Below are 12888 nucleotides of genomic sequence, written 5' to 3'. Positions count from 1 at the left end.
CTGCAGCGGCCACCGTCTCTAGAAGTAGTGGCGCAGGCCGATTGCCGCGACGCCCTGCGCGGAACTCGAGCTAAGTGACATTCCGAATAGCTGAGCCTGACGCCCACCCGTCGCATGCTGGAAGACGTAGGTCACGTAGATATCCGTGGCCTTGCTGAATTTGTAGTCGTAGATCACGCCATATGTGCTGCGAATGCTTGCGTAGAAGACATTTTTCGGACCATTGTTCTTGTCGAGGAACGTGTATTCCGCTCCGACAACCTGGAACGGCGTGATGTTGTACCGGACACCGACATCGAAGATGTCGGCCACGTCGCCGGTAAGCGTCCACCTCGAATTGGTGTAGAGCGCATTGAAGATGAAATCGCCGAAAGATGCCGTGCCGCCTACGCCTAGCGTACGCAGCGTGCTCGGCGTCAGATTGTCCTTCCGTGTCGTGTAGACGGCGCCCAAAAGCGCACCGGTCGTCGTCCATGTCGCTCCATAGCTTTGCGTGCTATTGGGCGATCCGATTCCGGGCGCATCGCCGAACCCGTACATCGCGCCGAAGTGGAGCGACTCCACAGGGCTCCACGTCGCCTTCACTGAGCTGTCGACTTCACCTCCACCAATGCGATCAAGCGAGGGATTGCTGCCGTTGTTCCCAAAGAAGTTGGCGTTGATTGCGGGGTGAAATTCCAGCGATGTGCCGTACCAGGAATTCGCCGTGGTCTGCAGGTAGTCCAGCATGAAATCGGGCTGTCGTCCGAATAGCACCTGCACCTTGTCGTTTGCCAGTCCGACATAGGCGTAGCGCCCGAATATTCTCTGAGCAGTCGCTGTGCTCTGCCCCAGCACGCCGTTATTCAACGAAAACCCGCTTTCGAGCCTGAATACCGCCCTGAGCCCCCCGCCAAGATCCTCACGGCCTTGAAGACCCCATCGGTCTCCACGCATCATGCTGCTGGCCTCCTGCACACTATGGTGACCACCTTGATTCGTGGTGTATTGAATCCCAACGTCAAGGATTCCGTACAATGTAACGGAACTCTGCGCGTGCGAGATGGGTGTGGCCGTTGCAACAACAGCTGCAACGCCTGGATAGAACCATGACTTCACTTTTGTCCCCTTGTACCGATGAGTTTCACAAAATCGCTGCTTGCGTGACGGCACGTTCTATTGATTGAGTTGGCCGTACCATGCTCCGTGCAATGACTCAAAAGTGCCCAGCCATTATTCAGCGCACAAGGCTCCGGACTGGAACACCACATTCCGAATCTGGTCATCCGGGTTTTCACGGCGTTAGCGAGAACGTGCCTATGGGATTCGGTAAAAGATTTCTTGCACCGCAGGACGCCAGTGCGCGGATCAGCCGGCGTTCAGATTTCGCGTGGAGACGAGGCGCGACGTTTCACTCGTGGAGCGCCGAAGCGAATGGATTCCCCTCTCGGGGAAGGAGGTCAACGCAGCGAGATCTACCGCGTTTCGCTGCTGAAATGAGTGGCCAGAAAGTCCACGAATGACCGTACTTTGGGTGACAGCGTTCGGTGCCGTGGAAAGACCGCGTTGATCTCCCGCTCGCCTCTTTCCCAATCCGGCATCACGCGCACCAATCTGCCATCTGCTATGTCTTGATGACACAGATAGTCAGGCAACCAGGCCAATCCCGATCCAGACAACAAGACTGTCCGGAGTGTGCTCGTGTCATTGGCAAAGAAGCGCGGATGGACGCCGACGGTCGACAACTCCTCGGCTCGACGCAAGCGCCACTCGGACGGGCCGTCGGCAATGTCGAGGAGAAAATGGGCCGGAAGATCTTCCGGCGACTCAGGTGTGCCGCTCTTGCGGAGATAAGCAGGAGTTGAAACCAGGACCAGCCGGGCACTCCCCAGTCTTCTTGCAATCAGTCTGGAGTCTTCCAGTGTGCCGGTCCGAATGACGACATCCATTTCGTCCGTTAGCGGCTCCATCTTATTGCTGGTGAGCTCCAGGGACACCTGGACATCCGGATAGGCCGCGAGATAGGCTGGGACCAGCGGCGCGATCATGAATTGCCCGGGCGTCACTGGCGAGCTGACCCGCAGAAGTCCTCGTGGGGTCAGCCGCACTTGCCCGACCTTCTCCTCCGCCTCTTCTACGTCGTCTAGTATCTTCTTTGCGGACTCGGCGAACAGCAGACCGGTATCCGTTAACGCCACCTTGCGATTGGACCGGATAATCAGCGCCACGCCCAGATGCTCCTCAAGCCGCGACAGAGACCGGCTGACTGAAGATTTCGGCATCGCCAGCACCCGGGCTACCGCACTGAAGCTCATCAACTCGGAGAGTTTCGAAAATACGCGAATGTCGATGAGTTCAATCATAGGTTTCTGGATGCCGAACCGTTGATGCTGACGCCGTTCCCGATTGCAACAAAATGCTTTCCACTCGGCAAACTGCAGTTCATTCCTTACCTATCGACTTGTAGCGGTGACAAAAATATCTGTCAAACCGGGATTTCCAGCACTCTTTGAGAGCGCTGCTCAACCGTTCGCATCTGCATTCGCTCGCTACCTTGTTCCCCGCATGGAACGTGACGTTTCACGGCTTCGTCTTGATATCGCGACCGGCGAGTGCAACGATAGGACTTGACCAGCGTATGCAGGCGCGCGTTCCCACAAACCCCACCTACGAGGCTAGTGTTGAAGATCGATCCCGAAGAGTTCCGCAAAGGACTCCGAGCCTTTACGACGGGCGTCACCGTCGTTTCCATGCCTGACGGCCAGGGCGGCATGCACGCTATGACCGCGAGTTCATTTGCAGCCGTTTCAATCGACCCCCAGCTGGTAGCAGTCAGTATCGCGAAGACTGCGAAGTCGCATGCGTTTCTGTCGAGCGACAACTATTACGCAATCAACATTCTGGCTGAAAATCAGGGCTTTCACGGCCACTACTTCGCTAACCGGATACCCGAGCGCTGGGATCCTCCGCATGAATGGATCGCGGACACGCCTATTCTCACCGGGACCATGGGCTGGTTTCTATGCCGTCGCTGGGCCGCATACGAAGGCGGTGACCACACCATTCTGGTTGGCGAAGCATTGCAGATTCACCGCACGGATGATCGACCGCTAGTTTGCAATCGCGGGGCTTTCTATTCGCTGGGTCAGCCGGTGGAAGCCGTCCATCCGGACCTGCAAGCCGTCGGTAAATCCGATTGATAGCGGCAAGCGACGTCACTTACTACGACACAGCGGACATTCTCCATGACGAACAGGGTTCAAATAGTAGACAACGGTCCCATGCAACTGACGGGCGACTTCGAACTTGTGGATGACAACGGGCAGATCGTACGCGCTCGCAAGGTCTACACGTTATGCCGATGCGGCCTGTCAACGCGGCTACCGTTCTGTGATGCATCGCACGAGACTGCCGGCTTCGCGAGCTCTCCGAGAGCACCGCAAAGCGAAGCCGGCTCCGCTCCGACGTCGAATACCAGCGTCGCTCCGCAATAATCAGGTTCCACTTGGCACTGCTATGTCTATCGTCAAAGGTCAAATCATGGACGCCGGCCCGCTTCATCTGGTCGGCGAGTTTGAAATCGTCGACGCGTTGGGCAATCGCTTTCCGAACAGTGGCATCTTCAGTCTCTGTCGATGCGGGCACTCGGAGAGCAAGCCCTATTGCGATGGTGCGCATCGGGCGCAACGGTGGTCGGGATGCGCCGCGGCCGCCGCACCTGTTCGAACGGAAACCAGCCCGCCTGCTCCGAACGAGCATGTGGGTGAATCGAACCCTGGCTGAACCAAGGCGTTCTCGAACTTAATGACGGTGAATCCGGTGGACTAGATTCTGCCTCGAGCTTTGAACTCGCTGTCACCGTCTGCGGCGGCCACGCTCGAAATGACCGAGCCTGCATCAAGTGGAGAGCCAGTCGCAGCACTGGCCGCCTACCGCACACGATCCGCATTCCCCCAGACTACACACAATAATTTCGTTCGCGGACAATGAGAGCGAAAAGAGGCCAACCTTGCATTCCGCAAGATCGGCCTCTCGAGAAACACCGTAGGCAGCTATCGCTTGAGTAGCGAGCGAAGCGAGACGGACGTATCGGCCAACTGATTCGCGTCTACCGGACCACCAGCGACCATTCTTACGAATATGGCCATGTCCTTGCCATTGTCGACCGTTACCGCGGCCCGTACATTGCCGGCGTCATTGAGGCCGATCATGCTGAAAGTGCCATCGGAAATCGCACCGCGCAGGACCACCGTATGAGCACCTTCGAAAGTGCCAAGCGATTGCACATTACAGTCGTATTGATCCGACCAAAGCCACGGCGTTTCATCATAGCGCTCGGTCGCACCGAGCATGTTGGCGGCCGCCACTGCCGGCTGCTTCTCCGCGACCTGCCAGGATTCGACACGCACGTGACGTCCGATCGAGGTGACGAAGTGCTGCGTGACCTCGCCGGCAGCGAAAATGTCCGGGTCGGATGTGCGGCATTCGTCGTTGACCACGATGCCATCTCTAACCTCGAGTCCGGCCTGCTGAGCCAGCTCCGTGTTCGGCACTACACCAATGCCGGCCACGACTACGTCCGCGAACAGTTCACCTTCGCCCGTTGCAACGCGCACCGAACCGTCGAGCGCCTGCCGGATATCCGTGACCTGCGCTCCAAGGCGAAATTCCACGCCGCGACTAACGTGGAGTTGTCGCATGAACTCGCTGACTTCCGGCGGCATCGAGCGCTTGAGCAGCCGGTCAGCCGGCTCGACGAGCGTCACTGCGCATCCTCGGCCGATGGCGGTTGCCGCGACCTCCAGTCCAATGAATCCGCCTCCCACGATCACGACTCGCGCCCCTTGTGCGAGCCGCATTCTCAGATTCCGGGCGTCGTCGAGCGTGCGCAGGTAATGCACGGGGCCACCTTGCAATTTGCGGACACGCGATCCGGTCGCCAGCAGAAGACGGTCGTAAGCGATCTCCGAACCATCGCTCAAGGTGAGCAACCTGTCCGCGCGATTGATGGCCGTGACTGTCAGTCCCAGCCGCACTTCAATACGCTGGCTGCGGTAGTAATCGACGTTTCGAATGAACGCATGCCGCTCCCGCTCTGCGTCGAGCAGCGCATCTTTCGAAAGCGACGGCCGGTCATACGGCAGATGGGTTTCATCACCAATAATGCAGATGCGCGCGTCGGGCGCGCGCTCGCGCAACACTTCCGCCGCCCTGCGGCCGGCTTGACCGCCACCGACAATAACAAGATTTTGATTCTGCATAGCTCAGCTCCCGCAGTTGCCCGACCGTCACTCTGTTCCGCTACTGCCGATTTCCACTCGACCATTGACCACCCGAATCGGATACGTGCGAACCGGTTCGGTAATCGGAGCAGAGCACGGTGCACCCGTACGCAGGTCAATCAGCCCCTGGTGAAGCGGGCATTCGACGCAGCCGTTCTCGACGAATCCCTCCGACAGGCGCGCATGACCATGAGAGCACAGGTCGTGCAGGGCAAACCATTCGCCATCGGCGCGGAACACCGCTACCGGATGCGCGCCGACGGCAACCTGAGCCGGCTCGTCCTCCGCAAAGTCACTCGTCGCGCCCACGTCAACCCACTGCATAATTTCCGACATTCAAACCCCCATTCAGATCGGCGTTGCGAGCAGCGTCCGTACCCGCGACGTGTCGTAGATCACACGCTTTTCAGCGTAGCGCCAGCCCTCGGGCGTCCGAACCACGCGGTCAAGATAACGACCCGCCTGGTAGACGAACGACTCACCGTTTGTCAGCGTTTGAACGACGACGTAACTGCTCTCCGTGCGTACTTCATCTGCGGATTGCTCGAGGACCGTCAAGCCGGACGTCATATGACGGTAGGAGTGCTCTTCGAAGATGTTTGCGTTACGCAGCGAAACGACCCGATCGCGCAACATGCGCTGATTCGTGCAGTGAATGATGCCGATTGGCAAGCCGGCGTCGTCATTCTCGCGGGGAACGATCTCGTACAAGCAGTCCTCGACGAAGAAGTCGGGCCAGGCTTCGAGCCGATCATTGTCCAGCGCGTTGACGTAGCGGCTTTGCAGCATATGGAGGTCAATCCAAAGTTGTGTTTCCTGTTCCATCTCTCGACACCCCTTGATTCAATAACCCATGAGCTTCTGATAGCCGACCCAGAATTTGCGGATCAGGCTTTCCGTAATGACCGTGTCCTGCTGATCGGGATTTCCACGCGACATCTCGATGACCGAGGTCGCGTCGGCGTCGCGCACCGTACCTTGCTGCACGAGTTCGGTGGCCTCCGTATCCTCCATCGAGATGTACCCTGCCGGCCCGACGAGGTTGGCCTGCTTGATGCGCAGCGCACGCATTTCGGGGGTGTCGTCCGTATAGCCGAAGAAGTGGAAAATCAGCTCGAAGCTGTCCGGCCCCTTCGCCAGCAATTGACGTGCAACCAGCGTGTTATGAATCTGCTGGATCACCAGTTGCGGGAAAATCGGCTGGATGTGATTGGTTGTGTCTTCTTCGAATTCGGAAACGAGCGCAAGAATCGAATCATCTTCCAGCGCGAAGCCCTCGTCGAACGAGCGGATGTTTTGCTGCTTGTACGCGCTCGACGTGTCGTCCTCTGTTTTCGTCACCGTAATGATGCTGTGCAGGCCATGATTCGCATCCGGGATCGAGCGCGCCTTCATGCCCACGCGGAAGATGTTGAAGGTGGTGTGAAAGAGATGCAGCATGCTCGCGTGGTACGGATCCTTCACGTTCTCCATGTAGAGCTTCCAGTTCGATCTGGAGAACTGGCGCGTGCAACCGAGATATTCGATGGGCTTGTGGAAGATGCGGTCGATCCACGGGCGCATTTCATTGCCAAGGTATTCCGGCAACGGAGCCACTTCGTCGCTGAACGTGGCGAATACGAGGCCGCGATAGGTCTCGACACGCAGTTGCTTCAGACTGTGCGCCTTCGGATCGAAGTCCGCGGGCATCCCGGACATGCCTTTTTGCCCGCGGCGAAATGGAACGCCGAGCAGATTGCCGCCGTTGTCGAAACTCCACTGGTGATAGACGCAGGTGTGCGACGTCGCGTTGCCGCGCGCCTTTCGGCAAACCATCGCACCTCGATGCGCGCAGCGATTGACCCACGCAGCAACCACGCCGTCTTCCATGCGGGTAACGACAACCGGCGTATCGCCGACGAACGTGCTCTTGAAGTCGCCGATATTCGGAATCTCAGCCTCGAGGGCCACAAAGTTCCATGTCGGGCCGCGGAAAATCCGTGCCTGCTCCCGTTCGAATACCGCTTGAGAGCTGAACACCTTGTACGGGACACGCGAGCCGTCAGTGTGCGGAAATCTGACGAAATCATCGTCCAGCTCGGCGGCCGGCCGCAGGGGTATCTCAGTCGTTTGCATCATGCTTCTCCATGTTTGGAATATCGCCATGGAGGTATGCTGACGCTGCCAAAAAGCATTCGCTATCCGTTTCCGGTGGGAACTGGATGCGCTATCCATTTTCGGCACGTTTCGTCGGGAAGGGTGAATCGTGTTTCGCCGTGGCCATTTTTAAGCCACACTTCCACAGTTGAATCATTGCAGCACTTACCTATCGGTTAGTCATGCTCACGTCTCCGTTTAGCGCGCCGGCCTTGCGCGAATTCAGACTCTTCGAATCCGCTGATCTCGATGAAACGCGTGAGCGCATCTCCCGTGTGATGCAGCCCCACCTTCTCGTGCCCTCTGGCGCAAAGGCTGGCCTCTCGCATATGGACTTTGTCAGGCTCGGCGGCGTCGGGATCGGCACCATTGCGTTCGGAACCGCGATGCGCGTTGATGTCGAAGCGGTTGACGGCTATCACCTGTTGATGTTTTGCGTCACCGGTCAGGCGAAAGTACGGACAAGAGGGCGAACTGTCTGCGTGGATCAGTCGAACGCGGTGCTATGTGCGGCGGGCGAGCCGTTCGACGCCGTTCTTTCGCCGGATTGCGAGCAGTTCATTCTGCGCATTGACACTGATCTGCCAGGCACTCAAGCGTGGTCCGCGCGCCTCGGCCTCGGCTCGCACATTCACGTCGACAGCCCGGCACTTGGAGGCTGGATGCAGCAACTCAATCTGATTGCCAATTCCTCGACTCTGCTCGATCTGGCTCGAAAGAATGATGGCGTTGGCAGGCAAATGGGTCGACTACTGCTGGAGTTGCTGACGCCAGGTCACACAACCGCGGCGCCTGCGCCGAATCGTCGGACGGCGTCGCCAGGCTTCGTCAAGCGGGCCGAGGATTACATGCGCGAACATTGCGGAGAGGTCTTGAGACTGCCGGATATGGCAATGGCGCTAGGGTTGGCCGAGCGGACACTGCGTGATGGCTTCCAGCAGTTCCGGGGCATCAGTCCCACGCAGTATCTACGACAAATACGTCTCGACAAGGCGCATACGATTCTTCGTGAAGCGACAGCCGACGTCCATGTCTCAGACGTCGCGCTGGATTGCGGCTTCATGCACTTAGGGCGATTTTCGATCGAGTACAGGAAACGATTCGGCGAATCACCGTCCGATACGCTCGCGCGGCGGATGTAACTCCAGGGATGATAAAGGTCGTGGCGGTCGCAAGGATCAGTGCCGCCCCAGGTTCCGACTGACTACTCGGCGCGAGGAAGGCTTTCTCCAGTCCTTGCGGCGGTCACCCGTGAGCTAATCCGGGTGACCGCTCGCGACCGCGAACGTGACTGGTGACGCAAACCGCGTCACTGTCTCAACGTCTATTCATGAATCCAGTTGAGCGCCCGCGACTTCACCGGCCGACAACTCACAAGGCTCAAAAATTGGCGTGAAGGTTCACAAACGCACTCAACGATTCGCCGACATACGCTCCGGCAGCATTTGCAGCAATGAAGTAGCGCCGATCCGTGAGATTGTGAATGTTGAGGTCGACGCCCCACCGGCGCGTTTCATAGCCAAGCGCGGCATTCGCAATCACATACGACGGAATGGAATTGACGTTCGTGATGTCGCTATAGGTCTTGCTGACATAGTTGACACCGGCGCCGACATGAAACCCCGGCAGGCCCGCGATGGAAAAGTCGTATGTGGTCCAGAGGTTCGCAATGTATGCAGGCGCGCCTTGCGGATGATTGCCCACCGACGCCACCCCTTGCGGATTGTCGGTGATCTTCGCGTCTTGCGCCGTGAAATTGGCGACGACGTGCCACTGCGAGGTAATGCTTGCGTCAAGAGACGCCTCGGCGCCCTTCGTCCTCTGACTGTCGAAGACGACGCTTTCCACATTGTTGATCGTGGTCAGCGCAGCCACGTTATCGCGCTCCACGTCGAACAACGCCGTATTCAGAACATACCGGTCGTCGAGAAACGAGAACTTGATGCCCGCCTCGTATTGCAAGGCAGATTCCGGAGCGCCGATTCCATTTTGCGTGTTTTCGGAGTTGAAGTTGGCGAGATGACTCTTCGACACGCCAAAGTACGGCGACATCCACGGCAGTGCCTTGTACAGCACGCCAATGTTCCAGCTCACCGGCGCATCGTTGCGTGAGTCGGTCACCCCGGCAACCAGCGGCTGCCCTTCTGTGTCGAAGCGGCCAGGCACCGTGATATTCGGCGTGAGCGACGTGTCCCACCAGTCCTTGCGCACGCCCGCGCGAACTTTCAGCTTGTCGGTCACGTCGATCTGATCGGTTGCATAAACGCTGTAGTAATTTGCAACCAGGTGATCGTTATCACACGAATGCTTCGCGTCGCAAAGAAACGCCAGCCCGGCGAGCGACGTCTCTGGTGGCACAGGAGCGAATGCGTTCGGTATGTTCGGCAGATCCGCCGTGGTACGCTCAGTATCGATCGTCTGATGCTGATATTCGAATCCCGTGAGCAGCGTGTGTTTGACGCTGCCGGTCCCAAACCGCCACACCGGCTCCAGCTGATAGTCGAAACTGTTATCCGAATCATCCTGCTGCCGTAGCTGCCGGCCGACCACTTCACTGCCGCTCACCTTCGTACTCGTGCTATCGCCATTGCCGAGCACATCGAGGCTTCGGTGCAAATACGAGAAGCGGTTATTGATGGTCAGAAAGTCATTGACCTTCCACTCGTCGGTGAGCGTCGGGCGGACGTAGTTGCCGCGTGCGAACGCAAAGGGCGTCGAATACTTCGAATCGATTGATACGTTCGTGATGGGTGAGCCATGAAAATAGATCAGACCATACGAGTCAGGCGTTTCGTGAATGTCGCGCGCATCGAGTGAGAAATTGATCTTGTGATTGTCGAGCTTCCATTCGAAGGCGGGTCTGATTTCCTCGTCACGGCTCGCCAGGTCGCGGAATCCATCGGAACGCGATACGGTTGCATCGACCCGATAGTTCAACCCAGATATTCCTGTTGGTCCCGTCACGTAGCCGCTACCGGAGATCGTGCCAAACGAGCCCGACTGTATATTGCCGCCGTAGTGGAAGTCGGAAGATGGCGTGTAGTGGACGATATTGATCGTGCCTCCCGGCGGGCCACTGCCGAACAGCGCCGACCCCGGGCCTTCCAGAATCTCGATGCGCTCGACGCCGTTCAACGAATGCGAGATGCCGCCCAAAAGGTCTCCGTCGGAGAATCCGTCGTTGTAGATCTGCGCGTTCAGGCCGCGAATCAGAAAATGGTCGTAATAGCCCTTCGTATCCTGACCACCGACATTCACACCGCTGGCGTTGCTGACGCCTTGCCGAAGCATCGTCGCGCCCTGCTCGGTCATCAGCGCGCGCGGGATCACCTGCACGCTTGCCGGCAAATCCTTGAGCGCGGTTCCTGTCTTGCTTACGGCGGCAACCTGGTCGGGGTCGTTCACGTTATCGTCCTGAACGACCTGCCCGGGTGTTGCCGCGCGAACCTGTACGGGCGGCAGTGTCGGCGCGTCGGCGATACCGTCCTGTTCGCCGCCCGATGGCAGTGAGTCCTGTGCCGCAGCCGAATGCGCCAGCGTCAGTGCAATAAGTGAACTGGTCAGTCCCACGCTCGCCCTTTTCCCAAACCTTCGGACACCCACTTTCTTCACGTTTCATTCTCCTGTCTCATTTGTCTGTTGCCGGTTCGCGACCCCGCTTGCGCCTCTACGTACCGGCTGCCAACGCAAGCGCGTCCGCATAGAAAGCCTTCTTCAGAATGCAAATCATTACGATTTATATTCATAAAAAATCTGATTTTTCTTCCTGTTATTCAAGGTTGAGACCCCCGTCGTCGGAATCTGCCGTGGAAGTCCACTTCGTGCCGTTGCAACTCGTCGCCCGCTCTTGCCCGCGTCTGGCTGACAAAGCGAAAGGGAACCATGACGGCTCCCTGTGAACGGTATCGGTCGAATTTTTATTCCCGCTGGACGAGCGCCAGCCATTACAGTCGGTTACAACGGCCCCGATGCTCGCCCTTACCTGGCGCCCTTGCCTCCGTCTGCCAGATTCCGCATTCGTAACCTCACGCCGTTCCATCTCGACGCACCCGCTTTCGGAAAGCTGACGATTTGCGTTACCGGGCCAGGACACTGTAGAATCGCCCCTCTCATTGGGGAGTAGCCGCCTCGAGCGCAATGTTCGAGGGTGCCCGTCAACATACTTGGTGGTCGACAGACCGCCATGGCGTGCACAGCACTATGCCTGGCAAGACCGATGACGCGCATTCCGACCTGACCGGGTCGCCGGAATGCGCGTCATCGCGTACTTATTGCGCGGCCCGGCCCACAACCTATGCAATCGTTCCTCGTTTCGACCAGCGTGGTCGGCCTAGCCGAAATCGGCGACAAGACCCAACTGCTGTCCTTGGTGCTCGCTGCCCGATATCGCAAGCCCATTCCGATTATTCTCGGCGTCTTTATCGCAACGCTCGTCAATCATGCGGCGTCCGGCGCGTTGGGGGCATGGCTTGCGAGCGTTCTGAGCCCCACGATCCTGAACTGGGCGGTCGTCGCATCATTTGCCGTCATGGCCGTCTGGATTCTGATTCCCGACAAGCTCGACGGTGCCGAGGCGGTGTCGACCAGGCATCCGATGGGTGTGTTCGGCACCACGGCTCTAACGTTCTTTCTGGCCGAAATGGGTGACAAGACGCAGATCGTAACGATCGCTCTGGCTGCGCGATTTCACGAGTTCTTCGGGGTGGTCGCCGGCACCACGCTCGGCATGATGCTGGCAAACGTGCCCGTCATCTACCTGGGGCACAAGTTCGCCGACCGTCTGCCAACCAAGGCGGTCCACATTCTGGCCGCCGTCATCTTCGTTGTCCTCGGTGGCTTTGCCCTCAGGACGGCGCTGTATCCGCACGAGCACCCGCTGTTCTAGGTCGAAGGGTTGCTTTTGTATGATCGAGGCGCGTGCCGTCCGCGGTCGCCTGAGATGCCCTCGAAGATCACAGAGCCGGCCCCGACATCTGTTGCCTACGATGTTGGGCCTGTTACTTCAGCACGGGTGATAAACACGCTCTGACGAACGCTAAAGAGTCAAAGTGCCCGCACTGCCTCGCGGGACCTGTTTGATGAACACCTTTTGCAAAAACGCGCGAAAGGATGCGTTGCCGAAGATTTCCGGCGTGCCGTTGCGCGTTCGAGAAAGAAGCAGCCCTACCGTTCCGGTTTTCACCTTTGTAAAGGAAAGCGTGCTTGCATCGGGCGATGGGTATACAGTCAGTACATGGGTCGCACTTAGTGTCCCTTGTTCTGGAATCATCATGCGATCACAAATCAAAATTGCAGCACGTACGTCTGGCAACGTGAGCGAATATGCTCTGTCGCGTCAGGCACAAGCACTCTCCCTCGAACAGGCGGATCGTGCACGGGCGGAAAAACGACGCGTCAATGACGCCCGCATCGATTCAAACGCAAGCAAGTGGCGCTATTCAGCGCCGTCGGCAGAGCGTTGACGCCGAGGTCTCTGACCACATCCACTTGA

The 12888-nt window shown here is 58.2% G+C and carries 13 protein-coding genes and 1 riboswitch; of the genes, 6 read left to right on the top strand and 7 right to left on the bottom strand.

Annotated features, from left to right (window positions below; all coding sequences use genetic code 11):
- Positions 1 to 18: 18 nt before the first annotated feature.
- Together P0D96_RS03050 and P0D96_RS03045 are read right to left on the bottom strand one after the other, a co-directional pair.
- Positions 19 to 1098 (bottom strand): porin, encoded by a 1080-nt coding sequence (locus P0D96_RS03050; RefSeq protein ID WP_408291270.1) that lies wholly within the window; start codon positions 1096 to 1098, stop codon positions 19 to 21.
- A gap of 356 nt (positions 1099 to 1454) precedes the next feature.
- Positions 1455 to 2342, bottom strand: a complete 888-nt coding sequence (locus tag P0D96_RS03045) for a LysR family transcriptional regulator (RefSeq protein ID WP_408311531.1) — start codon at positions 2340 to 2342, stop codon at positions 1455 to 1457.
- 318 nt (positions 2343 to 2660) lie between these two features.
- Between P0D96_RS03045 and P0D96_RS03040 the strand changes: the two genes are divergently transcribed.
- Genes P0D96_RS03040 through P0D96_RS03030 form a run of 3 tightly spaced genes read left to right on the top strand, consistent with a single transcriptional unit; the run spans position 2661 to position 3762 of the window.
- A complete protein-coding gene (locus P0D96_RS03040; protein WP_408311528.1) occupies positions 2661 to 3179 on the top strand; it encodes a flavin reductase family protein in 519 nt (172 codons plus the stop codon).
- Positions 3180 to 3224: 45 nt separating this feature from the next.
- Positions 3225 to 3473, top strand: coding sequence for a CDGSH iron-sulfur domain-containing protein (locus P0D96_RS03035; RefSeq protein WP_408311525.1), 249 nt, complete (start codon positions 3225 to 3227; stop codon positions 3471 to 3473).
- Positions 3373 to 3762: a CDGSH iron-sulfur domain-containing protein gene (locus P0D96_RS03030; RefSeq protein ID WP_408311694.1), complete on the top strand. Its 390-nt coding sequence runs from the start codon at positions 3373 to 3375 to the stop codon at positions 3760 to 3762. The genes P0D96_RS03035 and P0D96_RS03030 overlap by 101 nt, the downstream gene beginning before the upstream one ends.
- A gap of 269 nt (positions 3763 to 4031) precedes the next feature.
- Here the strand turns inward: P0D96_RS03030 and P0D96_RS03025 are convergent, their stop codons facing one another.
- From P0D96_RS03025 to andAc, 4 genes are read right to left on the bottom strand one after another with little or no spacing between them, the layout of a single operon-like run.
- A complete protein-coding gene (locus P0D96_RS03025; protein WP_408311522.1) occupies positions 4032 to 5240 on the bottom strand; it encodes an NAD(P)/FAD-dependent oxidoreductase in 1209 nt (402 codons plus the stop codon).
- A 27-nt stretch (positions 5241 to 5267) separates the two neighbouring features.
- The gene (gene andAb, locus P0D96_RS03020; RefSeq protein WP_408282472.1) at positions 5268 to 5597 is read right to left on the bottom strand and encodes an anthranilate 1,2-dioxygenase ferredoxin subunit AndAb; all 330 of its coding nucleotides are present in this window, start codon (positions 5595 to 5597) and stop codon (positions 5268 to 5270) included.
- Between the two features lie 12 nt (positions 5598 to 5609).
- Complete coding sequence (gene andAd, locus P0D96_RS03015) at positions 5610 to 6086, bottom strand: anthranilate 1,2-dioxygenase small subunit AndAd (protein ID WP_408311519.1); 477 nt, start codon at positions 6084 to 6086, stop codon at positions 5610 to 5612.
- 18 nt (positions 6087 to 6104) lie between these two features.
- Positions 6105 to 7376, bottom strand: a complete 1272-nt coding sequence (andAc, locus tag P0D96_RS03010; RefSeq protein ID WP_408311691.1) for an anthranilate 1,2-dioxygenase large subunit AndAc — start codon at positions 7374 to 7376, stop codon at positions 6105 to 6107.
- A 203-nt stretch (positions 7377 to 7579) separates the two neighbouring features.
- Here andAc and andR point away from each other — a divergent pair, with 203 nt between their 5' ends.
- Complete coding sequence (andR, locus tag P0D96_RS03005; protein WP_408311516.1) at positions 7580 to 8539, top strand: anthranilate 1,2-dioxygenase regulatory protein AndR; 960 nt, start codon at positions 7580 to 7582, stop codon at positions 8537 to 8539.
- Positions 8540 to 8777: 238 nt separating this feature from the next.
- Here andR and P0D96_RS03000 read toward each other — a convergent pair whose 3' ends face one another.
- Positions 8778 to 11009 (bottom strand): TonB-dependent receptor, encoded by a 2232-nt coding sequence (locus tag P0D96_RS03000; protein WP_408311513.1) that lies wholly within the window; start codon positions 11007 to 11009, stop codon positions 8778 to 8780.
- 490 nt (positions 11010 to 11499) lie between these two features.
- Positions 11500 to 11682: riboswitch (yybP-ykoY riboswitch) on the top strand.
- 9 nt (positions 11683 to 11691) lie between these two features.
- Between P0D96_RS03000 and P0D96_RS02995 the strand changes: the two genes are divergently transcribed.
- Positions 11692 to 12282: a TMEM165/GDT1 family protein gene (locus P0D96_RS02995; RefSeq protein WP_408311510.1), complete on the top strand. Its 591-nt coding sequence runs from the start codon at positions 11692 to 11694 to the stop codon at positions 12280 to 12282.
- Positions 12283 to 12475: 193 nt separating this feature from the next.
- Positions 12476 to 12859, top strand: a complete 384-nt coding sequence (locus tag P0D96_RS02990; RefSeq protein WP_408282469.1) for a hypothetical protein — start codon at positions 12476 to 12478, stop codon at positions 12857 to 12859.
- Positions 12860 to 12888: the final 29 nt, after the last annotated feature.

It is taken from the genome of Paraburkholderia sp. RL17-347-BIC-D (assembly GCF_046027915.1).
Classification (GTDB): Bacteria; Pseudomonadota; Gammaproteobacteria; order Burkholderiales; family Burkholderiaceae; genus Paraburkholderia.
The sequence above is the reverse complement of the archived record's forward strand: the minus strand, read 5'-3'. Positions and strand labels throughout refer to the sequence as shown.